The sequence below is a fragment of the Streptomyces ovatisporus genome, assembly GCF_042653885.1.
GTDB classification, from domain to species: domain Bacteria; phylum Actinomycetota; class Actinomycetes; order Streptomycetales; family Streptomycetaceae; genus Streptomyces; species Streptomyces ovatisporus.
The window spans coordinates 242,643-262,679 of record NZ_JBHSFH010000006.1 but is presented as its reverse complement, the minus strand read 5'-3'; the positions used below and the strand labels follow the sequence as shown (position 1 = coordinate 262,679).

The 20,037-nt window shown below is 69.6% G+C and carries 25 protein-coding genes and 1 riboswitch; of the genes, 9 read left to right on the top strand and 16 right to left on the bottom strand.

Going from position 1 to position 20,037, the window contains the following annotated elements:
* Positions 1-93 precede the first annotated feature (93 nt).
* Positions 94-1,023: an LLM class F420-dependent oxidoreductase gene (locus ACFPA8_RS12400; protein WP_386446875.1), complete on the bottom strand. Its 930-nt coding sequence runs from the start codon at positions 1,021-1,023 to the stop codon at positions 94-96.
* Between the two features lie 323 nt (positions 1,024-1,346).
* On the opposite strand from ACFPA8_RS12400, the gene ACFPA8_RS12395 reads away from it, so the two are divergent.
* Both ACFPA8_RS12395 and ACFPA8_RS12390 read left to right on the top strand, forming a co-directional pair.
* Positions 1,347-1,544 (top strand): hypothetical protein, encoded by a 198-nt coding sequence (locus ACFPA8_RS12395; RefSeq protein ID WP_386446873.1) that lies wholly within the window; start codon positions 1,347-1,349, stop codon positions 1,542-1,544.
* Between the two features lie 275 nt (positions 1,545-1,819).
* Positions 1,820-2,341, top strand: a complete 522-nt coding sequence (locus ACFPA8_RS12390; RefSeq protein WP_386446870.1) for a hypothetical protein — start codon at positions 1,820-1,822, stop codon at positions 2,339-2,341.
* Between the two features lie 55 nt (positions 2,342-2,396).
* On the opposite strand, the gene ACFPA8_RS12385 is transcribed toward ACFPA8_RS12390, so the two are convergent.
* Entirely contained in the window at positions 2,397-2,621 is a 225-nt protein-coding gene (locus ACFPA8_RS12385; protein WP_386446867.1) for a winged helix-turn-helix domain-containing protein, read from the bottom strand.
* Between the two features lie 83 nt (positions 2,622-2,704).
* Here ACFPA8_RS12385 and ACFPA8_RS12380 point away from each other — a divergent pair, with 83 nt between their 5' ends.
* Positions 2,705-2,992: a hypothetical protein gene (locus ACFPA8_RS12380; protein ID WP_386446865.1), complete on the top strand. Its 288-nt coding sequence runs from the start codon at positions 2,705-2,707 to the stop codon at positions 2,990-2,992.
* A gap of 477 nt (positions 2,993-3,469) precedes the next feature.
* Here ACFPA8_RS12380 and ACFPA8_RS12375 read toward each other — a convergent pair whose 3' ends face one another.
* The 14 genes from ACFPA8_RS12375 to ACFPA8_RS12310 all read right to left on the bottom strand — a co-directional run bounded on the left by ACFPA8_RS12375 (position 3,470) and on the right by ACFPA8_RS12310 (position 14,530).
* On the bottom strand, positions 3,470-4,309 hold the full coding sequence (locus ACFPA8_RS12375) for a phage major capsid protein (protein ID WP_386446862.1): 840 nt from the start codon (positions 4,307-4,309) through the stop codon (positions 3,470-3,472).
* A 188-nt stretch (positions 4,310-4,497) separates the two neighbouring features.
* Entirely contained in the window at positions 4,498-4,920 is a 423-nt protein-coding gene (locus ACFPA8_RS12370) for a hypothetical protein (protein WP_386446859.1), read from the bottom strand.
* Positions 4,913-5,083, bottom strand: a complete 171-nt coding sequence (locus ACFPA8_RS12365; RefSeq protein WP_386446856.1) for a hypothetical protein — start codon at positions 5,081-5,083, stop codon at positions 4,913-4,915. Before ACFPA8_RS12365 ends, ACFPA8_RS12370 begins: the two co-directional genes overlap by 8 nt.
* Positions 5,080-5,229 carry a hypothetical protein gene (locus tag ACFPA8_RS12360; RefSeq protein ID WP_386446854.1) on the bottom strand — a complete coding sequence of 50 codons (150 nt, stop codon included), beginning with the start codon at positions 5,227-5,229 and terminating at the stop codon, positions 5,080-5,082. Before ACFPA8_RS12360 ends, ACFPA8_RS12365 begins: the two co-directional genes overlap by 4 nt.
* Before the next feature lie 29 nt (positions 5,230-5,258).
* Complete coding sequence (locus tag ACFPA8_RS12355) at positions 5,259-5,396, bottom strand: hypothetical protein (protein ID WP_386446851.1); 138 nt, start codon at positions 5,394-5,396, stop codon at positions 5,259-5,261.
* Entirely contained in the window at positions 5,393-5,833 is a 441-nt protein-coding gene (locus tag ACFPA8_RS12350; RefSeq protein ID WP_386446849.1) for a phage terminase small subunit, read from the bottom strand. The genes ACFPA8_RS12355 and ACFPA8_RS12350 overlap by 4 nt, the downstream gene beginning before the upstream one ends.
* A gap of 312 nt (positions 5,834-6,145) precedes the next feature.
* Positions 6,146-6,457 carry an HNH endonuclease gene (locus ACFPA8_RS12345; RefSeq protein WP_386446846.1) on the bottom strand — a complete coding sequence of 104 codons (312 nt, stop codon included), beginning with the start codon at positions 6,455-6,457 and terminating at the stop codon, positions 6,146-6,148.
* A gap of 950 nt (positions 6,458-7,407) precedes the next feature.
* Positions 7,408-7,947: a hypothetical protein gene (locus ACFPA8_RS12340; protein ID WP_386446843.1), complete on the bottom strand. Its 540-nt coding sequence runs from the start codon at positions 7,945-7,947 to the stop codon at positions 7,408-7,410.
* Positions 7,948-8,186: 239 nt separating this feature from the next.
* Positions 8,187-9,779 carry a DNA primase family protein gene (locus ACFPA8_RS12335; RefSeq protein ID WP_386446841.1) on the bottom strand — a complete coding sequence of 531 codons (1,593 nt, stop codon included), beginning with the start codon at positions 9,777-9,779 and terminating at the stop codon, positions 8,187-8,189.
* Between the two features lie 89 nt (positions 9,780-9,868).
* Positions 9,869-10,075 (bottom strand): hypothetical protein, encoded by a 207-nt coding sequence (locus tag ACFPA8_RS12330; RefSeq protein WP_386446838.1) that lies wholly within the window; start codon positions 10,073-10,075, stop codon positions 9,869-9,871.
* Between the two features lie 191 nt (positions 10,076-10,266).
* A complete protein-coding gene (locus tag ACFPA8_RS12325; protein ID WP_386446835.1) occupies positions 10,267-11,649 on the bottom strand; it encodes a recombinase family protein in 1,383 nt (460 codons plus the stop codon).
* Complete coding sequence (locus tag ACFPA8_RS12320; RefSeq protein WP_386446832.1) at positions 11,639-12,406, bottom strand: DUF5995 family protein; 768 nt, start codon at positions 12,404-12,406, stop codon at positions 11,639-11,641. Before ACFPA8_RS12320 ends, ACFPA8_RS12325 begins: the two co-directional genes overlap by 11 nt.
* A 275-nt stretch (positions 12,407-12,681) precedes the next feature.
* Positions 12,682-13,191 (bottom strand): hypothetical protein, encoded by a 510-nt coding sequence (locus ACFPA8_RS12315; RefSeq protein WP_386446829.1) that lies wholly within the window; start codon positions 13,189-13,191, stop codon positions 12,682-12,684.
* Positions 13,192-13,225: 34 nt separating this feature from the next.
* Complete coding sequence (locus ACFPA8_RS12310) at positions 13,226-14,530, bottom strand: MFS transporter (protein WP_386446826.1); 1,305 nt, start codon at positions 14,528-14,530, stop codon at positions 13,226-13,228.
* A 305-nt stretch (positions 14,531-14,835) separates the two neighbouring features.
* Positions 14,836-14,966, top strand: a riboswitch (FMN riboswitch).
* Between the two features lie 219 nt (positions 14,967-15,185).
* Here ACFPA8_RS12310 and ribD point away from each other — a divergent pair.
* The 6 genes from ribD (at position 15,186) to ACFPA8_RS12280 (ending at position 19,974) form a co-directional block, all read left to right on the top strand.
* Positions 15,186-16,319 (top strand): bifunctional diaminohydroxyphosphoribosylaminopyrimidine deaminase/5-amino-6-(5-phosphoribosylamino)uracil reductase RibD, encoded by a 1,134-nt coding sequence (gene ribD / locus ACFPA8_RS12305; RefSeq protein ID WP_386447643.1) that lies wholly within the window; start codon positions 15,186-15,188, stop codon positions 16,317-16,319.
* Positions 16,320-16,985, top strand: a complete 666-nt coding sequence (locus tag ACFPA8_RS12300) for a riboflavin synthase (RefSeq protein WP_386446823.1) — start codon at positions 16,320-16,322, stop codon at positions 16,983-16,985.
* A complete protein-coding gene (locus ACFPA8_RS12295) occupies positions 16,982-17,671 on the top strand; it encodes a nicotinamide mononucleotide transporter family protein (protein WP_386446820.1) in 690 nt (229 codons plus the stop codon). The genes ACFPA8_RS12300 and ACFPA8_RS12295 overlap by 4 nt, the downstream gene beginning before the upstream one ends.
* 83 nt (positions 17,672-17,754) lie before the next feature.
* Positions 17,755-19,095 carry a bifunctional 3,4-dihydroxy-2-butanone-4-phosphate synthase/GTP cyclohydrolase II gene (locus ACFPA8_RS12290; protein ID WP_386447640.1) on the top strand — a complete coding sequence of 447 codons (1,341 nt, stop codon included), beginning with the start codon at positions 17,755-17,757 and terminating at the stop codon, positions 19,093-19,095.
* An 85-nt stretch (positions 19,096-19,180) separates the two neighbouring features.
* Positions 19,181-19,666, top strand: a complete 486-nt coding sequence (ribH, locus tag ACFPA8_RS12285; RefSeq protein WP_386446817.1) for a 6,7-dimethyl-8-ribityllumazine synthase — start codon at positions 19,181-19,183, stop codon at positions 19,664-19,666.
* Positions 19,667-19,701: 35 nt separating this feature from the next.
* Positions 19,702-19,974, top strand: a complete 273-nt coding sequence (locus ACFPA8_RS12280) for a phosphoribosyl-ATP diphosphatase (protein WP_386446815.1) — start codon at positions 19,702-19,704, stop codon at positions 19,972-19,974.
* Positions 19,975-20,037 lie beyond the last annotated feature (63 nt).

Sequence of the window (20,037 nt, the reverse complement as noted above, 5' to 3'; positions counted from 1 at the left end):
CCCGTCCTCACCCGTCCGGATCTTCGGACGCCGGAGAACCACGCCCCGGTGAAGAGGGTCCCGACGTCTCCCGCTGTCAGCAGGCGCGTTCCGTCACATTCCCGCTTCCCGGACGGCGGCACACAACTTCCGTCCCGACTCCAGCAGTTCGCCGACGTCCCGGGACGAGCCCTGAAGATCGAGGATCGCCTCGTCCACACCGGCCGCGACGCCTTCGGCGAGGTCTTCGACGATCTGCTCGACGCTGCCCTGGTGCGGCCGCCGGTCCCCGCCGAGCGGCTGCGGAGTCAGCCGCAGGCCGCACCGCTGCACGACCGTCAGGCAATCCGGGTCCCGCCCGTGGCGTTCCGCCCGCTCGCGCAGCTCGGCGCGCGTACGGGCCACCACGTCGTTCGGCGTGAAGGAGGGCAGCCAGCCGTCCGCACGGCGTGCGATCCGGTCCAGGGTGCGGGAGTTGCTCGCGGCCAGCAGGACGGGAACGCGGCCCCGCGGCGGCTTCGGCCCGACGTCGGAAGGAGCCAGTCGGGTGCGGACGCCCTCGTGCGCCGAGGGGCCCTCGCTCCAGACCGTCTCGCACACGTCCAGCAGTTCGTCCAGCAGCGCTCCCCGCCCGGCGAAGTCGGCGCCGGCAGCGGCGTATTCGTCCCGGGACCATCCCGTGCCCAGCCCGGCGACGAGGCGGCCGCCGCTCGCGGCGTCCAACGAGCCGAGGGTGCGGGCCAGTTCGAAGGGATGGTGCAGCGGTCCCACCAGGACGGACGTGCCCAGCCGGACCCGTTCGGTGACAGCCGCCGCCAGCGTGAGGGTGACCAGCGCGTCCGCGACGTGCCGGAAGCCCTCCGGCCAGGGGCGGCCCGGCACGCCGTACATGCCGTCGACGGGGTCCTCGGGCACCAGGGTGCGTTCGAAGACCCACACGCTGTCGAAACCGCACTCCTCGGCGGCGCGTGCCGCGGCAGTCACATCACAGCTCAGGTCGAACTTCTTCATCTGCGGCAGACCCAGCCCCAGGCGCAGCGTCATGATTCCTCCCACGCACCTTCTGCCCGCGAAGACGCCCCGGACAACTCGCTCCACGGGACGAGTACGCGGAGCGTGGCCGACCGACGGGGCACGGGGCCGCGTGCACCGGTCATCGGTCGTATTCCGCCCGGTCGCGGCGCCCGGCGCAACGGGGGAGCGGCGGAAGCGGCGTCAGGAGGCAGCGGCCGGCCATGCCGACGCTCTCGTCGAGCCGCTGCGCGAAGTCCTCGGCCAGATCCGGCAGTCCGCGCAGACCCCACATCGCTCGGAACGCGGTCCATGCAGTGCTTCCAGAAGAGGCACATCTAGTGGGAAGGCGCACCGTGGATACGATCTTGAACTTCGTCGCCGCCATCGTCTACTTCGTCAAGGAACACACCTTGGCCGTTGGCTTGGTCGTTCTTGTCGCAGCGGGGTTGGCGGGCCTGGCGCTCTGGCTGCCCCCGCTGGCGGAGGGGCGTGCCGACGACTTCGACCGTCCGTGCAGCAAGGGCGACAGCCACACGGGCGAGTGCGAGTGACCCGGCAGATCAGCGTCAGACGTGACCGGGACCTGTCTGACGCGTTGGCCGTCCTAGGGTCCGCTGGCTGGTCTACCAGCGACGCCGTCAAGTACGCCGTACGACTGCTCGCTGACGCTCACGAAGGCGCGTGGGACAGCGGAGTGACGCAGGCAGGGGCGCCGGTGGACGTCGTCTCGGCAGCCGTCCAGCCCCGGGCGTCTGACGGCGCGTAAGGCGCAACCATCCGCACCGCAGACAAGTCACACATCCGTACTCAGGAGGGGAAGAACACCATGAAGAAGATCATTGCCGCCGTAGCCGTCACTCTGCTGGCCCTGACGGGCTGTTCAGCGGGAGCCAGCGAGGAGCCTGCGCCGGACAAGACCACGAAGCTGCCGACCGCTGACCCGGCCGCCAAGGAGCCTCAGGACGAGGTCCTGCCCTTCGGCAAGGCCACGAACCACAACGGCGTGACGATCAGCGTCCGGCCCCTGTCCAGGGCCGTTAGCAGCGACGCGGCAGCCCCGGCCAAGACGCCGTACGTGCGGCTGGAGGTCATGGTGAAGAACGGGAGTCAGAAGCAGCTTGACGCCACGGCGGCCGTGCCGAATTGCTCCGTCGGCAACGGGGGCAAGGCGGCTGAGGGCGTGTTCGACGCAGAGGAGGGGGTTGGCACCGACGACTCCAGGGTCCTGCTGAAGGGGCAGTCGGCCAAGCTGGTCCATGGCTGCGCAGTGCCGAAGGGTGAACAGGATCTTCAGGTGAGCATCGCTGGGGAGCACTCCACCGTGGTCTGGAAGGGCAAGATCAAGTAAGTCCAGATACAGCAAGAGGCCCAGTCCCGGTCATGGGGGCTGGGCCTTCTGGCGTTCAGCGGACGAAGGTACCCATGCCGACCTCGGACCGGGTCAGGCCCTCGGCCTTGATCGCTTCCATGGCCCGCTGGGCTGTCGAGTTGGCTACCTCGAACTCAGCGGCGATCTGAACCACCGACGGGATCTTGGTGCCGCTGGGGTACGTCCCGTCCTTGATCCTGCGGACGATCACAGCGGCGATCTGAGGCCAGGCGGCGCGTGTCCGGTCGATCTCTGTCACGTGATCAAGGCAAGCGCACTGCCGTGTACTGCGCATCCGGAGTAGTCTTCGGTATACCGAGGTATACCGAAGGTGGAGTGATCATGGGTCAGCACGTAACCGGGCTCCGTCGATTCGCGTTTCCCAGCGCAGAGGGCCGCACCGTCTACGTTCAAGAGGGAGGCATCTTGACCGCCGTTGCAGATGCCGTAGAGGCGGAGACCGTCAACGACGCCAAGGCCGTCTTGGAGCTTGCCCGGAACGCAATGGGGCCGGACGGGGGAGATGACCAGGTCCTGAGGTTCGTCTGTGCCCGCCTGGCGGAGGTCCTGGACGGCGTTATCCGGGTCTGTGACGCCCGGGGTGAGCGGCTGCCCCAGTCGGAGGAGTGAGCGGCCGTCAGAAACGCGTACAGGCCCCCTGTAGCCGGTCTCAGTGACCAGCCGCAGCGGGCCTGTTGGGTGTCAGTCGACTACAGCGCACATGGCCAGGCGGTCCCCGCTGCGGACACGGCGGTCAACGAAGCGGACACGGTGGCCGACCGGGCGGACACGTGACCGCTGGCAGGCGGACAGGTCGGACAGGCTCCCGGCCAGGCCCCGGCCAGGGGCGGTCACGGTGACCGCTCCGGACGGCCAGGGCGGTCACTGGTTCGCAGTTGTGGCCGCTGGCCGTTTGCCTGTCCGCCCCGTCTGACCAGGGCTGGGACCACTCGCCGGCTCGGAGCGGCCGTTCCTGCCGCAACGTGTCCGGACACGAGAAAGGCCCGCTGACCGCCCCGGTCATGGGAGCGGCCAACGGGCCAGGCGCTGTCCGCTACGAAGCGGTCAAGCGGTCATGCTGTGTCCGCCTGTCAGCGGTCACGGCGGTCACTCAGACAGCGTGATGACCGCGTGTGTGGCCGGAACCGGCGCAGCGAACGCCACGCGCATCGTGCCCCGGACGCCGATCCGGTCGGACTCGAAGTAGCGAGACCGGTCGACGTCAACGCGGGTGCCGTCGCGCACCACGATCTGGAGGTCAGCCCCGGAGACGCCGAACACCGTGTCGGCCGGAGCCTGCTCGGAGACGTAGACGGGGCGGCCCAGGATCTGGCGCCGTCCGTCAACGGTCAGGTCCGCGTTCAGGAGGCCCCGGTTCGAGCCGGTGCCCTCCTTAAGCTGACTGATGGCCAGCGCGGTCGCCGCGTCGGTGACCCAGGCGGAGATGTTGCCGCCAGCGCTCTCCGAAGCCGAGAGGGCCTCGTAGAAACTGTCCAGGTTCGCGAAGGCCGCGCCTGCGTCAACCGCGCTGATCCCGCTGAGGCCGTTCAGGCCCTGGGGGTTGAGACCCGTCTTCGGCTTCAGGAGCGCGCTGTCAACGGACTTGGCGATCTGACGGGCGATGCTGCGGCCGACCACGTCCAGCGCAGACGGGGACGAGTCGTCCGCCATCTCGCGGCTGACGATGCTCAGGCCCGCGAACTTGACCGGGTCAACGGCCAGCTCGGAGAAGACGACGTCAGACGGCGTGATGTCGGCACCCTCAGCGACCGGGCCCAGGACGACGTCAGACGCGAGGATCGGGACGCGGTAGGTCGTCGCGGAAGTCGAGACGCGAGTACCGACCTGGAAGGCGACGGACAGTTCAGAGACCGGCTTTTCGACCAGGACGCCGAAGCCGTCCGGGGTTACAGCGCCAGCGCCGGAGGAGGAGGTGTAAAGAGCCATGATGTTGTTCTCGATTCAGGGAGGAGTCGTTGTGTGGACTCCCTTGGGCTCCAGGCCCGTTGGGTTGCTCACCAGGAGCGGCGTTGCTGATCAAGCCCGTACCAGACTGCGACTTGATCAGCGGGGTGTTGCGGTACTGCTGGGCCAGGCCCCCGTCTGTCGACCGACGGGGACCCAGCCAGGGTCGACTAGGAGCTGAACAGCCCCTGCCACGATGGGGCGCCGCCAGCAACGGTCCCGCGTGCGCCCATGGCGCCCTGCAGGGCCTCTCTGGAGGCGTCACGGGCCGCAGCCTGATTGGCCAGGCCCGGCCGTTCGGCCACGAGGGCGTCAGCAGCGGCAGACACCTTGTCAGGGTCAACGCTGCCGTCCTCAGCGAGGAGGCCAGCCAGCTCGATGCCGCCGACGGCGAACAGGTCCCCGGCCACTTCGAGCTTCTCAGCGGCGAGGCGCTCGACCTCTGCCGACTGGAAGGCAGTCACGCGCTCCAGGAGCGCGTCACGCTCCCGCTCAGCCTCGCGGAGACGGCGCCGGAGCTGCTGGGCCTCACGGCTGCCGCTGGCTTCGGTCTGGCCCTCGTCAGCGGTGGCCTGTTCGGTCTGTTCAGTCATCGGTGCTGTCCTCCGTGGTGTAGACGCCCGTGAAGACGCCAGTCAGTTCGCGTGCGTCCACGGCCAGGGGGGAGCCGTCTGCGTCAAGCAGGACGTCCAAGTGCGGGATGCTGACCGGCTTGCCGACAAGGGCCTGTGCGGCGGCAGGGTCGACGGCGGTCACTTGCTGGCCTCCGCTGCCTGGTGTGCACGGAACTCCGTGACGATGCGCAAGGCCGTCTCCTCGCTGACTCCGAAACAGTCACGAAGGTCAGCGATGATCCAGGCCAGTTCGTCCTCACGGCTGAGGCTCTCTGCGAATGAAGACATGTCTTGTCCAATCGGTGGTGGTGGGTTGACTACTTGCGTTCCTGCTGCGCGCGTTGGGCGGCAGCAAGCTCTCGGTAGACGAACTTCGTTCGTCGTTCTCCTCGCAGGCCCTTCGCTGTGGCTTCGAGCCAGCGGGCGGCGAGGATCTTCTGGGGGACGTCGGTCATCGCAGTCCGGCCTCTTCTTCCAGGCGCCGTGTCTCGGCTTCAAGGGCGGCGATCTCGGCAGCGGCGCTGGCTGGCTTGTCGGCAGAGTCCTCGGGTTCCACAACGTCGACGTAGATGTCCAGGCGGCGCCGGTCGTAGGCCGTGGCTCCCAGAAGCTGCTCTACGCGCCGGATCTCAGCGCGGTAGCGGAGACCTTCGGGGCCAGCGTGGAGGGCCTCCACGAGCGGCAGTGTGTCCAGGAGGGCTTGAACCTCCGTCGCGGTGAACTGGTCGGCCCACGGGACGCCGCGCCAGGTGTCGTACCAGCGCCGGACCTCTGCGTTGTCGCGGTACCGGGCGGGCAGACGCGGGAATCGGCCCCGCTCAGCGGTGTACGTGGCGACGCCCTTGGCTCCGCGACTGTTCGCGCGCCTGTCGGGCGCCTTCTTGTGGCTCACTAGCGCCTCCTAGTCGGCGGTTTGGGCCCTGTTTCGGGCCGTTAGGCAGTGGTTTCAGGGCCGTTCTTGGCTGGCTTGTCACGGCTACAAGGCCCGTAGAAGGCTGTCTGAGGGCCTGGGTGCCGGTATCGGCCCAGGTCAGCCCTGGTGCGCTCCCAGGCCGGCTCGGGGCCCCTCCAGGGCCGTGCAGGGGCCTCCGTGACCCTCACACCGCACGAATGGGCGGAGACAGCCCCTTACCGGTCCTCCGATGGGGGGGGCAGTGGAGTCCCCGGCCAGGGGTGGGGGGTGTCCTTGATCTCCTCGGCGCCGTCAGATCATCCCGGGGTGCTTGGCCTTCGGGTACTTGGCGCGGGAGTCGGCACCGCGCCTACGACCTGCCTGGGCTTCCTGCTGAGTCTTCACCTGGTGGTGCTCGCGGCACAGCGACTGAAGGTTGGTCATCGAGTGGTCGTCGCCTGCCTTGATGTGGTCCACGTCCGTCGCGTCTGCGGTACAGCGTGAGCCAGTGATCTCGATGTGCATGCAGCGGTAGCCGTCGCGTCGCAACACTCGGAGCCTGAGCTTGGCCCAGTTGCTTGGCAGCCTGGCCTTGCGGTCGCTGCTGCTCCAGTTGTTGGCCATGCTGATCAGGCTCCCTTCAGGCTCGATGCAGCGGCACGCGCATGCGCCCCGCTGCTGTGCGGTGCTGACGTGTGGTCAGCGCCGTGCTCATGGCCCAAGCCCACGCACCCCAGGTACCGGGGCCCAGGCACGGGGGCCATGGGTCACAGGGGAGGGGGCATGGGCAGAGGGCAGGGGGGTGGCTGAGAGGGGCCTGCCTCGTCGGCTGGGAGACGAGGCCAGGCGTCACCACACAAGATCGACGCTGTGCGCGTCGTCCAGCTTCTAGACCCCTTGGGTTAGAGGTCGTCAGGCGCTGGGGCCTGGCAGTAGGAGAACCTGGCTACTGCTCCAGGAGATTGGGGGAGGATGCGCCCCCGCCTTCCGCTAAGAGGCGGGGGCTCCGATCCTGCTTGCTTCCCGTTTCGAAGGCCCCGCCGTTGCGGCTGGATCTTCCGGGGGCACTGCGGGTGTGTTCCTGGCAGAACAACCTGCTGACGATCCGTGCTGAGGACCGAGCAGGGTCTAACTGATCAACGACACTGAGCCGGTTGCCTTCGCTCGCGAGGAGACGAGAGCCTGACCAAGCCCCTTGTGTTGGCAGATCCTGGCCGCATGTCGACGGCGGACCTGGCAGCGGTAAAGCCCAGCCGCTGCATCTGGGGGACTGTGTCGGCGGGGAGGCCAGCCCAGGCGGAAGCGCCCAGGCTGGCCGTCTGACCCACCGAAGGACCCACGGATTACCCGCCGTGGACGGGAGTCTTGGGGCGCTCCTGACTCGCGCTGTCTCCCTCTAAGGGCAGCGGGCCAGGGGCTTCAGCCAGGCGGCACCCCGCTGGCTGGTCTGGGTACGAAAAGTGGCCAGGTCCCTCAGCCGACCCTCAACCTGCCGCCAGACAGGGGGATCAGCCAGGAGGGACCCGGCCATGAAGTGTGTGCAGAGGACGCCGGTGCTGGCGGTGCGTCTCTCCCTACAACCCATACTGTGAGGCGTGACGGTCACGGGCTCGCTTGGCCCTCTGGCGCTCGGCAGCAAGGCGCCGCTTGCGGGCAGGCTTGCAGCCCGAACAGACCGTGTCCCAGGGCCGTTTCGTCGTCTTCTGGCGGGCCTGCTCGAAGGTTTCGGAGCACTCAGCGCAGGGACCGTTCCAGATCTTCATCTCGCCCCGGACTTCTACGCGGCCGTACTTCGTGGCCCAGTCAGCGGCGACGGGCAGTTCCCTGGCGGCCTCGATGCGCTGCTCCTTCGTCTTCGGCTCGAATCCGGGCAGGTACGAAATGGTGACTGGCCCAGCGAGGTCAGCGCCGATGTCAGCTTGGCGCCCGCTGGGCAACTCCGTGCCGTCCAGGCGGGCCTTGTCGCGAGGGTCCCAGGTCGTGCCGCTCATACGCGTGTAGGGGTCGCTGCGGCGAACCTGGAAGCCTGCCGCGTAGACCTCGTCTTCGTACGCCTCGTACTCGTCTCGCTGACGGTAGGTGCGTCGGCGGGGTGCTGCTCCGTCGTCGGACATGGTGGTCTCCTGAGGTGGGTGAGGGTGGTCAGCGGGGGAGGGTGACGAGGTGACGTGCCGAGGCCCTGATTCAGGACCTTTAGCTGATCTAGCTGGGATCTTGTTAGAAGTCTTGAAGTGCCTCGTCACCTCGTCACCAACACCCCCTCAGCAGAACAAACCAGCAGGTCAGCGCCTTACCGAGGGGGTGACGAGGGTGGTGACGAGACTCAAAAAGGTGCCGAGGGTCCCGACACCAGCTACTCGGAGCCGTCCATGACGCCAGGTCCGGTCGGCCCGCCATGCTGCTCAGCAGGGGTCAGCTCCCGAATGCCTACGATCACGCGGCCTGCCTTCGTCCGCTTCACACTGAGGCTGGGGTACCGCTCCAGTAGGGCGCTGTTCAGCGTCTGCGACTGCTTGAACATCGGGTCCCCCAGCGCTGCCGCCCAGGTCCCGTACGCCTGGAAGACGGTGGTGGCTTTGACGCCCTTCCCCTCCTCGCTGTCATCGAGCTTGAACGTCTGCTCAAGGAAGCCGTCCAACGGGTCAGACTCCCGCTGGTAGTCCTCAGCCGCCGCTGCCATGGATGCCGTGTCAGACAACCCCTCAGCGAACCACTGAACGGAGCCCTGGACGGCCCAGGCCAAGATCCCTGCGGCCTCCTCGCTGACCAAGAAGTCCTCAAGACCCTCGTCACGCTGGTCTCTCTCGAACCGGGCCTCGAAGGGAATGACCTTCACACGGCGCCAGGTCCCGAAGTCCGCGTCCTTGATCCGGGGCAGGTAGTTAGTCGCCAGCATGATCAGGCAAGTCGGCTTGTAGCTGTACGGGTCCCTGTACTTAGGCATGACCGTCAGCCTGTCTCCGCCTGTCGCCTCCTTGATTGCCGCCGTGTTGAGGACAGCGGTCCTGTTGGTCTCCGACGCGACAGCGAGCCTGGCGCCCTTCAGAACCTCGGACTCCGGCCCGCCTGCCCGGTCGCCCAGGAAGATGTTGAAGGAGCAGCGGCCCGTGAAGGCAGCAAAGATCCGCTCCAGGACGTTGATCAGGACTGACTTGCCGTTGGCGCCCTGGCCGTAGAGGTTGACGAAGCACTGTTCGCGCGTGTAGCCCGTGATCCCGTAGCCAATGAGCCGCTGCATGTAGGCAGGCAGCTCAGCGTCGTTGGGGAAGACCTCCGTCAGGAACGCCCCCCAGCGGGGCGCCCTGGCGTCCGGGTCGTAGTCGACGTCAACGAACCTGGTGATCATGTCGGCAGGTCGGCCAGGCCGGAGCAGGCCCGTCCTCAGGTCCACGATCCCGTTTCTGACAGCGAGCAGATCATGCTGCTGGTCGAAGGTCTCAGCCATGGTTCCCGCTGCGAGGGTCACGCCCGGCAGCGCCTTGATCGCGTCCACGACGTTGCGGCGCTTGGCAGTGCTGCCCAGGCTGGCAATGCGGGCGAACTCCTTGTCATCGGCGTTGGGTCCCAGGCTCTTGGTCCAGCTCTCTCGCCTGCCCCGAAGGAAGGTTGCCGCTGCCTCGTTGATCGGACCGTCCTTGCCGGAAACGCTCCACGTGTGGGCGCCAGGGTGGAAGACAGCCCAGCCAACAGCGGGGTCGAAGTGCACATGCCCGCCCAGGCCGTCCAGCAGCATCTGAGCCAGGCTGTCGTCACTGAGGTCTGTCGGCACAGGCTCTACCGCCGTCTGCGCCTGGAGCGTGCGGACCAGGTCCGTCATCTGACCTGGGCTGCCCGCCAGCAGTTGCGCAAGCTGAGCGAGCATCGGGTTGGTCAAGTCGGGGGCAGGGGCATTGACAGGTTCAGCCGTTCGTACCGCCGCTGCGAGTTCAGTAGCGAAGTCGGTCATTGTGGGGTCCTCCGGTAGGTGGGTGAGCATGCGAGGGCCCCCGGACCAATGAGCTGATCCGGGGGCCTGACTGGATGCCTGGCGGGGTGTCAGGTCTTGCTGTCGGGGGCTACGAGTTCGTACATGCCGTCTCCTGACTGGCAGTGCGCGCCTCGTGTGCCGAACAGGCCCGGTTCCAGGTCCGAGCCGCCACCGTGGGTGTGCTGCTTCGTGCAGAAGGGGCACTGAACGGTGAGCAGCCAGGTCTTGTCGTCGGGGGCCTTCTCGATGGTGGGAACGATCTGGGGGTAGGGCATCGGGTCCTCCTGGGTGCGGGCCTGGACGGGGCTGATTGCCTCGACACCCTCTTCCGGTGATTGCCTCCCCCGCCGCACATGGGCAGGGGTCGGGGTGTCGGCGAGGCTCGTTGGCCTCCGTGAGAGGACGGTGTCACTGCCTCTCAAAAGGTGTCCGGTGAGGACCTCCCCTGCTCGGGGTTACAGCCTGGTCAGTCGGCTGGTTCGCTGTACTCCTCGTCAGCCGACCAGACCACCGTGAGCCGACCAGGATCGAAACCGCGAACGCCCCTGCGTCCGGGCCTTATCGCCAGGACGGCGAAGACCTCCCGGAGTTGCTCCCTGCGGTCCTCCACGGACGCGGCGGCCCACCAGTCGCCCGCAGTCTCGCCTGTAGGCTCCAACTCCGTCCGGACGCCGGGGTCTTTGTCGGCAAGCTCCCTGCGACGCTCCTGGAGCTTCTGAAGGCGTGTCAGGCCCTCTGCGCTGGCGTCAGCGGCCAGATCGGTCAGTGCGTCCCTGATCTCAGCGTCAACGCGGGCAAGGTCGTTGGCTGTCCCGACAACGGCCCGCTCTCGGTACATGGGCCAGTCCCCAGCGACAGCGAGGTAGCGGGCCTCGATGTGGGCTTCCACTCCCGCCGCTGTCACGCTGGCAGGCTCCCCGCAGGCTCGGCCCTCAGTCTTCGTCATGCACACGTATCTGGGGGCGCCTGCACTTGTCACGCCGACGCGCATGGGCGCGTCGCAGGAGGCACACGTGAGAAGCCCTGACAGGAGCCTGGAGGGCCTGCCGCCCCTGCCCTGGGGTCTGGGCCCGTTGGCCAGGAGAAGGGCCCTGAGGGCGGCGTGTTCAGCGTCCGTCAGGATCGGCGGGTAGGGGCGCAGTATCTCCCCGTCAGGGTCCCGGACAGGCTTCCCGTCGTGGCTGAGCTGGCCCAAGGCGGCGGTGCCCGTCAAGACGCCCCTGAGAGCCTGACGGGACCACGTTGACGCCTTCCTGGGGCGGTAGCCTGCGTGCTCCAGCCAACGGCAGACGCGGCCTAGGGACTCGCCCCTGAGGATGCGTTCCGCTGCCTCTCGGATGGCCGCTGCTTCGTCAGGCTCGATGGTCAGAGTCCGGCCCTTGCCATCGTCAGCGTTGGTGACCCGGTAGCCGTACGGGACCAGTCCCCCCGCCCAGCGGCCCGACTGGCGGGCGCGTCGGCGCATGTCGTTGGATCGCTGCCTCATGCGCTCCCGCTCAGCCCTCGCGATCTCCGCCTTCAGTACGAAGGCGATCCGCCACGTATCCCCGCTGGCAGAGTCAATCCCCTGGGTGTCCAGGATGCGCACCGGGGCGTGTATCTGCCGTCCGGTCTCAGGGTCCTTGCCCTCGTGGACGTCCAGGAGGCGGGCGGCTACGTTCAGCCCTTCTCGGGTCAGGCGATCGACGCTGTAGGTGGCAAGGACTTGAGCCCTGCCGGATCGGGCGTCGTCCAGCCATGCCAGGAAGGCGGGTCTGTCTCGGAATCCGCCTGAGAGGCCGTCATCTACGTGTAGGGCGGCCTCAGTCAGGCCCAGGCGCTGGCAATGGTCCCGCAGGTCATCGGCCATGCCCCGGAGGGACAAGTTGCTGTCGGCGGCTTGCTTGCTCAGACGTACGTACAGCGAGGCGGAAGTCATGCCGACCAGTCTTGCAGAAATGTGTTTCAGTCGGTAGTGTCGCCCACGCCCCGCTGCGCGCCATCTCCAGGCTCCACGAGCCCACCAGATGAGTGAGGGGATCGGCCACGTCCAGCATGTCGGGACCGGGCATCAGCTCCTCCCGGATGCGCTCCTCCAGCCCGGTCAGAACGTCGCCGATACGCTCGAAGTCCCTTTCCAGGGCGTCCGGTTCGCACTGCCGTGCCTCGCAGGTCTCCAGCAGCGCGAGCGGCAGGTCGTGGCCGATGTGGGCGTTGATGCCGGCGGTGGCGAACTGCAGCGGGCGTACGGAGGGATGGCGGCGGAAGTGGAAGAGCGGGCGCCAGCAGGACGGTGTGCGGCGGCCGGAGAGGCACGCCTCGACGGCGTCGAGGTAGCGGCCCGCGAATCGCACGCCCAGCTCCTCGGCGGTGACGCGGTCCGTGAACCAGCCCGTCTCCAGGCGCCGTTGCAGCTCCTCGGTGACCGTCAGATAGACGCGGTTGAAGACGGCCACCCCGTCACCGGCGGGCAGTCCGGCTCCGATGCCGTGCATGCGCCGCAGGACGGAGCGTACGGAACCCGGCCGGGACGCGCGGGCCGTCCGCACAGTTGCGCGGGAAGTCCCGCAGGGCGACCGCAGTTGCACGCCCGTCGTGCCCGGTGGCGGCTGCTCGGTTGAGGTCATGTACGGCAGCGTCGCAGCCGTGGTGGCGGTCGGTGGCGCACCTGCCCGGGACTGCGCCCGTACGGAGGACAAGCGGCAGCGGTGTGAGGGAACCGGCGGCGGGGGAGGCCGAACGCTCCACCCCCCTCGGCCGGGCGGTGGGCATGCCCGAAGCCCTGCACCACCGACGCCCAACGCACCGTTGCCCTGGCAGACTTCCCGCACCCCTGCGACGATCACCGCTGCTGCCACGGGCGCTCGCTGCCCGGCCACCGGTCAGCGGTGTGAACCACGCATCAGGTCACCGGCAGGCGCCGCAGCCGCCGGCCGGGCGGGTCGAAGGTCAGCCCGTTCTCGTCGAGGGCGTTGAAGACGGTCGCCCGGCGGTCCGCCTCGAAGACGAAACTGACGTCGACGCTCCCCTGAGCCGCGTCCCTGCCCGTCCACTCGAGCAGTTCGACGCCCCCGAGGGGGAGCCCGCGCAGGGCCCGCAGTCCGGGAAGCGGCTCGGGACGCCACTGCAGGTCGAACTCGGGCCAGAGCAGGGGACGGGCGGGATCGACCGTGTTCCACGTGAGGGAGAGATCGTCCAGCTTCTGGTGATTGATCTCGACCTGCTCGCCGTCGAAGTCGAACAGCACCGGGCAGTCGCAGAACCACTCGTCGTCCTGGCGGTCCCAGACCATCCACACCCTCGTCAGGGTGCGGCCCACGAGACCGCGCAGGCGCAACCCGTGCTCCCGCGTCACTTCGCCGCGGCCGTTCAGCCACACCGGCCGGTACCCGCCGATGCCGAAATCGAACATCGGGCCATCCTCCCAGAGTTGCCGTTCCGGGCCCCTAGGAGGACGCCGCGCCCGGACCCGCGGGCTGCTCCGCGGCCGCCGGCTCCGCTCCTCCCGCGTACTCAGACTCGTCCTCGGTCTCGTCCCCGGCGTCCCCGGCCGGCTTCTTCGCGGGACCCGCCGCCCGTGGCCGAGTGCGCAGCACGCCCGCCCCGAAGACCAGACCCAGCAACAGCACCGTGACCATCCCGAACGACACCGTCAGCGACGTGGCTTCCGCGATCCAGCCGACGGCCGCCGGCGCGGCCAGGCCCGATGCGTACGCCAGTGTCGCCACCCCCGCGATCGCCTGTCCCTGCGACCCCGTGCCCGAGTGGCCCGCCGCGGCGAAGCACAACGGCACCACGACAGCGATACCGACGCCGATCAGGGCGAAGCCCGCGACGGCCTGCGGGGGAGACCCGGCAGCGACCACCAGCGCGCTGCCGAGCGCGGCCACCAGTCCGCCGACCCGCACCGTGCGCACCGGTCCCAGGCGCCTGACCACGGCGTCTCCGACGAGCCGTGCGACGGCCATCGTGCAGGCGAAGGCGGTGAACGCGGCGGCGGCGAGCCCCGGATCGGCGTACGTGACGTCTCGCAGGTAGATGCCCGACCAGTCCATGGAGGCGCCCTCGGCGAAGATCGCGCAGAAGCCGATGACGCCGATCGGCAGGACCGCGCGGGCGGGCAGCGCGAAGCGCGGCGGCTCCTCCTCGCCCTCGCCGGACTGCGCCGTCTCCTCTGCCCGTACGTCCAGCGCCCAGCGGCTCGCGACGACAGCCGCGACCGCCACCACCGGCGCGACGAGGGCCAGATGAACCCGGCCGTCGAGGCCCGTGTGCGCGGCCAGAGCGCCTCCCGCGCCGCCGAGCAGCGTGCCCACGCTCCACACGCCGTGCAGTCCGGACATCACCGACCTGCCGTACCGCTCCTCGATCTGCACCCCGTGCGCGTTCATCGCGACGTCCATCAGACCCAGTCCGCACCCGTAGACGAACAGGGCCAGGCACAGCCATCCCAGGGCGGGTGAGAGCGCAGGCAGCGCGAGACCGGCGCAGCACATCAGCGACAGCCACGCCAGCAGCGGACGCGGACTGTAGCGGTGGGCGAGGCGGGCCGAGAGCGACATCGCGGCGGAGGCGCCGACCGTCAGGAAGACGAGCGCTATCCCCAGCCAGCCGGGGCTGAGATCCAGGTGCTCCCGGATCCAGGGGATGGCGGTGGCGAAGCTGCCGCTCGCCGCTCCGTGCGCGGCGAAGACGACCGAGATCGCGAGCCGGGCCCGGCGGGTGGCGCCGTCGGGGGCGGTCTGCTGCATGTACGGGGTCCTCCGGCCTGTGTCCCTGCGAGTGGTCTGACGTGCTGTTCACGGGGCCGGGTGCACCCTGCGCGCACCTGCCGCCCGCGGCTGCCGGGCCGTGCGATCCGGGCCACTGTACGGGGGTCCGCGGGGTGCTCGACAAGGGGATTCCACGCCCGGAGAGGGCGAGTTGAGAGCGCTCACAGGTCACTTCGGACAGCTCCCGCCGATGCGCCCGGCGGTCCTGGCTGTGAGTGAGCCCACAGGCACCGGGAGCATGGGGCGCGGCGGACCGTGGCAGACTGGACGCGTACCAGTGACGTCAGCGCACTCCGGGGTCGGTGAAAGTCCGAACCGGCGGTTACAGTCCGCGACCCGTTCGCAGCCAGCGACCGGTTGACCAGGTGAAACTCCTGGACCGACGGTTAAAGTCCGGATGGGAGGCAGTGCGCGGCGGGCCGAGAACGGTACACCGCCGACCCGGGCGTTCCGGACCCGTACTCCGCATCGCGGAACGGTTCCCGGCTCCTCGGAGACCAGGCGGTGCAGCCGGCTCACAGGTCCGCAGAGATCCCACATGCCCCGGAGTCCGTGCCCTAGAGGCAGGAGAGACCCGGTGGCCACCGACGCCGCAGGCTCAGCACCGTCCGCCGAACCGGCCGAGCGTGCTGCCATGCGCCGAGCAGTCGAACTCGCCGCCCGCGGGCTGGGATCGACCAGCCCCAATCCCGTCGTCGGCTGCGTCGTCCTGAACTCCGAGGGCCACCCCGTCGGCGAAGGCTGGCACCAGCGGGCCGGCGGCCCGCACGCCGAGGTACACGCCCTCGCCGAGGCCGGGGACGACGCGAGGGGCGGCACCGCAGTCGTCACGCTCGAACCGTGCGACCACACCGGACGTACGGGCCCCTGCTCCCGGGCCCTGATCGACGCCGGGATCGCCCGCGTCGTCTACGCCGTCGCAGATCCCGGCGCGAACGGCGGCGAACGCACCCTGGCCGGAGCGGGCATCGACGTGGAGCGCGGGCTGCTGGCCGACGAGGCGGCAGCCGTCAACGCCGCCTGGCTCACCGCGGTGCGCGTGCAGCGTCCGTACGTCGTATGGAAGTACGCAGCCTCGCTCGACGGCCGAAGCGCCGCTGCCGACGGCTCCAGCCGCTGGATCACCTCCGACGCGGCACGTGCCGACGTCCACCGCCTCCGCGCCCGCACCGACGCCGTGATCGTCGGCTCCGGGACCGCTCGCGCCGACGACCCGCAGCTCGCTGTGCGCGGCGTGTCCGGTGCCGTGCAGCCGCTGCGCGTCGTGATCGACACCGCCGCCACCGCTGTACGGCCCGGCGCCCGCGTGCTCGACGGCACCGCACCCACGCTGATCGCCGTCGCGCAGGAAGCCTCCACCGCTGAACTCGGCGACGCAGCCGAGGTGTTGCGCCTGCCCCGCGCCGAGGGGGGCCGGCGCGGCCTGGACCTGACCGCGCTGCTGGAGGAGTTGTACGGACGGGGAGTGCGCTCGGTGCTGCTGGAGGGCGGCCCGACGCTCGCGGGCTCCTTCGTCGAAGAGGGACTTGTCGACGAAGTCATCGGCTACGTCGCCCCCGTCCTGCTGGGCGCCGGGCCCGCCGCGCTCGGCGACGCCGGAATCGCCGCCGTCGCGCAGGCGTTGCGGCTGCAGATGACCGAATCCGTGCGCATCGGCCCGGACTTGCGCATCACAGCGGTCCCCGCGGGCTCCGCACGCGCCAGGGCCGCCGCTGCCTCCCCCGTCACCGCTTCCACCGCTTCCCACGCTGCCACCGAGGAGTCCTGAGTGTTCACCGGAATCGTCGAAGAACTGGGCGAGGTCGTCGCCGTCGAGGAGCTGCCGGGCGCCGCGCGCTTCCGCCTGCGCGGCCCGCTCGTCACCAAGGGCGTACGGCACGGCGAGTCGATCGCCGTCAACGGCGTCTGCCTCACCGTCGTCGACACGGCCGGCGGCGAGTTCACCGCGGACGTCATCGGCGAGACGCTGAAACGCTCCTGCCTCGGCGCGCTTCGAGCCGGCTCCCGCGTCAACCTCGAACGCCCCATGGCACTGGGCGGCAGGCTCGACGGTCACCTGGTCCAGGGACACGTGGACGGGACCGGGACCATCACCGAACGCACCGAGCAGGGGAGCGTGGCCGTCCGTATCCCCCCGGAGCTGGCCAGGTACATCGTCGCGAAGGGCTCCATCACCGTCGACGGCGTCAGCCTCACCGTCGTCGAGGCGGGTGACGAGCACTTCACCGTCAGCCTGATCCCCACGACGCTCGAAGCGACGACCCTGGGCGTCAAGCAGGCCGGGGACCCGGTCAACCTGGAGGTCGACGTGCTCGCGAAGTACGTCGAGCGGCTCATGACCCACGGCGGCGGCGCGCACGCGGACCGCAGCACGGGCAGGGGAGCCGGGGGAGCGGGGCGGGACGCCGCGGACGTGAGGGAAACCGTCCGATGAGCGCTCTCGGCTGGCTCAACGACCAGGCCTTCACCGCGTTCGGGCAGCACGTCATCTACTCCGACATCATCGGCAACAGCATCGGCCTCGCCGCCCTCGCACTGGGCTGGCGGCGCTCGATCCTGACCTGGCCGGTCCAGGTGCTCTCCGGCGTCGTGCTCGTCGGCGCCTACTACTCGGCCCAGCTCGCGGGTGGAGTCGGCAAGCAGCTGCTGGTCATAGCGGTCGCCCTGTGGGGCTGGTGGCAGTGGCAGCGCGGCAGGCGGCAGACGCAGGACGGAACCGTCGCGGTGCGTTTCGCAACCGGACGGGAGCGCGCCGTGCTCCTGGCCGGTACGGCCCTGGGCACGCTCGCCGTCGGCGGGCTCTTCACGCTCGTCCCCTCTCTCTCGTGGAGCCCCTGGCCGGACGCGTACATCTTCGTCGGCACGCTCGCCGCCATGACGGCGCAGGCGCGTGGCCTGGTGGAGTTCTGGTTCGCCTGGCTGCTGGTCGACATCGTGGGCGTCCCCCTGGCGTTCAGCAGCGGGCTGGCCTTCTCGGGCCTGGTGTACGTCGTCTACCTCGTCCTCGTGCTGTGGGGTCTGCGCAGCTGGTGGCTGCGGACCCGCCGTACGGAGAGCACACCGGGCGTCACCGGCCGGGGGCCGGGGCAGCAGCCGGCCGCCGAAGGAGCACTCCCATGAGCGACAGCGCCACCGCAGCGACCGGCACCGCCGGGACGACTCGCACCACCGGCCCGAACGGGTCCCACGAAGGAGTTGCAGACATGAGCGTGAGCACCACCCCCGCCCCGTCCGCAGCGCACCGGGCCACCGACGCCGGAGTGCCGGGCCGCGACGACTTCGGCCCCGGGGATCTCGGGCTGGATCCCGTCGAACGCGCCATAGCGGACATCGCCCTCGGCCGCCCCGTGGTGGTCGTCGACGACGCGGACCGTGAGAACGAGGGCGACCTGGTCGTCGCGGCCGAGCGGATCACCCCCGAGATCGTGGCGTTCATGATGAGCGAGTGCAGGGGTCTGATCTGCACTCCCATGGAGGCCGCGGATCTCGACCGGCTCGACCTGCCGCAGATGGTCGAGCAGAACTCCGAGGCCATGGGCACCGCGTTCACCGTCTCCGTCGACGCCGCCGCACACCACGGCGTCACCACCGGCATCTCCGCCGCCGACCGCGCCACCACAATCCGCCTCCTCGCGGACGCCGGGTCCGTAACGGGGGACTTCGTACGGCCCGGGCACTCCTTCCCGCTGCGCGCCAAGCCCGGCGGCGTACTGGCGCGGCCAGGCCACACCGAGGCAGGCGTGGACCTGGCACGGCTGGCCGGACTGCGTCCCGCCGCCGCCATCGTCGAGATCGCAGGGGAGGACGGCACCATGCTGCGGCTGCCCGAGCTGATCCCCTTCGCCCGCAAGCACGGCCTGGCGATCATCTCCATCGAGGACCTCATCGCGTACCGCAGGACGTCCGAGCCCACCGTCCGCCGGGAGGCCGTCACACGGCTGCCCACGCAGTACGGCGACTTCCAGGCCCACGGCTACCGCTCCACCCTCGACGGCGTCGAACACATCGCTCTCGTCACCGGTGACGTGACGGAGGCCGGCGGCGAGGACGTCCTCGTGCGCGTCCACTCGGAGTGCCTGACAGGTGACGTCTTCGGGTCTCTGCGGTGCGACTGCGGCACACAGCTGCAGGAGTCCCTGCGGAAGGTGCAGGAGGAAGGCAGGGGAGTCGTGGTCTACCTGCGCGGCCACGAGGGCCGGGGGATCGGGCTGCTGTCCAAGCTGCGCGCGTACGAACTCCAGGAGCGCGGGCGCGACACCCTGGACGCCAACCTCGAACTGGGGCTGCCCGCCGACGCACGCGACTACGCCGCCGCCGCCCAGATCCTCGGCGACCTCGGTGTGCGGTCGCTGCGCCTGATGACCAACAACCCGGAGAAGTCCGAGGCGCTCACCCGGCACGGGCTGCGGATCGTCGAGCGGGAAGCCATGCCCGTCGAGGCGGGCGAGCACAACCTGCAGTACCTGCGCACCAAACGCGACCGGATGGGGCACGATCTGCCGTGGCTGGAGCTGGACCAGGCCTCTCCCTGCGGCAGTCAGTGACCCCGCACACGCACCGTCCCATTTCACCCACCCCACCCCGACCGGCCGGTTCTCCCGGCCGGACACCCCTGAGGCAAGGAGCAACGTGAGCGGCAAGGGAGCCCCCGAACTGTCCGTGAAGAACTGCGGCGACCTGCGCGTCGCAGTCATCGCCGCGCAGTGGCACCAGCAGGTCATGGACGGGCTCGTGGACGGATCGCTGCGCGCCCTGCACGAACTGGGCATCGACGAACCGACGCTGCTGCGCGTCCCCGGCAGCTTCGAGCTGCCGGTCGTGGCCAAGGTCCTCGCAGACCGCGGGTACGACGCGATCGTGGCACTCGGCGTCGTCATCCGCGGTGGGACACCGCACTTCGACTACGTCTGCCAGGGCGTGACCCAGGGCCTGACGCAGGTGTCCGCCGACTCCGGCGTCCCCATCGGCTTCGGCGTCCTGACCTGCGACACCGAGGCGCAGGCCCTGGACCGGGCCGGCCTCGCCGGTTCCTCCGAGGACAAGGGACACGAGGCGGTCACCGCCGCCGTCGCGACAGCCGCCGTCCTGCGCACCGTGGCCGAACCCTGGCGCTAGCAGCCCCGGGGCCTGCACGTAGAGTTGAGGACACCATGGCGAACAAGACCTTCGAGGAGCTCTTCGCCGAGCTCCAGCACAAAGCCGCCACCGGCGACCCCATCACCTCCCGTACCGCGGAACTGACCGCCCAGGGCGTCCACTCCATCGGCAAGAAGATCGTCGAGGAGGCCGCCGAGGTGTGGATGGCGGCCGAGTACGAGGGGGACGAGCGCACCGCCGAGGAGATCTCGCAGCTGCTCTACCACGTGCAGGTGATGATGATCGCCCGCGGCGTATCACTCGAGGACGTATACGCTCATCTCTGAGCGGCGGCCCGTACGAGGCGGTCCGCAGACCGCTCGTCCGCCGCAGCCCCTGGGGGCCGGCCC

Bases quoted from the DNA above. Each gene is read 5' to 3' on its own strand.
- ACFPA8_RS12340 (WP_386446843.1), bottom strand. From the start codon at position 7,947: ATGTCCGACGACGGAGCAGCACCCCGCCGACGCACCTACCGTCAGCGA.
- ACFPA8_RS12360 (WP_386446854.1), bottom strand. From the start codon at position 5,229: ATGTCTTCATTCGCAGAGAGCCTCAGCCGTGAGGACGAACTGGCCTGG.
- ACFPA8_RS12325 (WP_386446835.1), bottom strand. From the start codon at position 11,649: ATGGCCGATGACCTGCGGGACCATTGCCAGCGCCTGGGCCTGACTGAG.
- ACFPA8_RS12315 (WP_386446829.1), bottom strand. From the start codon at position 13,191: ATGTTCGATTTCGGCATCGGCGGGTACCGGCCGGTGTGGCTGAACGGC.
- ACFPA8_RS12375 (WP_386446862.1), bottom strand. From the start codon at position 4,309: ATGGCTCTTTACACCTCCTCCTCCGGCGCTGGCGCTGTAACCCCGGAC.
- ribD (WP_386447643.1), top strand. From the start codon at position 15,186: ATGCGCCGAGCAGTCGAACTCGCCGCCCGCGGGCTGGGATCGACCAGC.
- ACFPA8_RS12380 (WP_386446865.1), top strand. From the start codon at position 2,705: ATGGGTCAGCACGTAACCGGGCTCCGTCGATTCGCGTTTCCCAGCGCA.
- ACFPA8_RS12335 (WP_386446841.1), bottom strand. From the start codon at position 9,779: ATGACCGACTTCGCTACTGAACTCGCAGCGGCGGTACGAACGGCTGAA.
- ACFPA8_RS12355 (WP_386446851.1), bottom strand. From the start codon at position 5,396: ATGACCGACGTCCCCCAGAAGATCCTCGCCGCCCGCTGGCTCGAAGCC.
- ACFPA8_RS12390 (WP_386446870.1), top strand. From the start codon at position 1,820: ATGAAGAAGATCATTGCCGCCGTAGCCGTCACTCTGCTGGCCCTGACG.
- ACFPA8_RS12370 (WP_386446859.1), bottom strand. From the start codon at position 4,920: ATGACTGAACAGACCGAACAGGCCACCGCTGACGAGGGCCAGACCGAA.
- ACFPA8_RS12400 (WP_386446875.1), bottom strand. From the start codon at position 1,023: ATGACGCTGCGCCTGGGGCTGGGTCTGCCGCAGATGAAGAAGTTCGAC.
- ACFPA8_RS12345 (WP_386446846.1), bottom strand. From the start codon at position 6,457: ATGGCCAACAACTGGAGCAGCAGCGACCGCAAGGCCAGGCTGCCAAGC.
- ACFPA8_RS12330 (WP_386446838.1), bottom strand. From the start codon at position 10,075: ATGCCCTACCCCCAGATCGTTCCCACCATCGAGAAGGCCCCCGACGAC.
- ACFPA8_RS12320 (WP_386446832.1), bottom strand. From the start codon at position 12,406: ATGACCTCAACCGAGCAGCCGCCACCGGGCACGACGGGCGTGCAACTG.
- ACFPA8_RS12290 (WP_386447640.1), top strand. From the start codon at position 17,755: ATGAGCGTGAGCACCACCCCCGCCCCGTCCGCAGCGCACCGGGCCACC.
- ACFPA8_RS12280 (WP_386446815.1), top strand. From the start codon at position 19,702: ATGGCGAACAAGACCTTCGAGGAGCTCTTCGCCGAGCTCCAGCACAAA.
- ACFPA8_RS12295 (WP_386446820.1), top strand. From the start codon at position 16,982: ATGAGCGCTCTCGGCTGGCTCAACGACCAGGCCTTCACCGCGTTCGGG.
- ACFPA8_RS12310 (WP_386446826.1), bottom strand. From the start codon at position 14,530: ATGCAGCAGACCGCCCCCGACGGCGCCACCCGCCGGGCCCGGCTCGCG.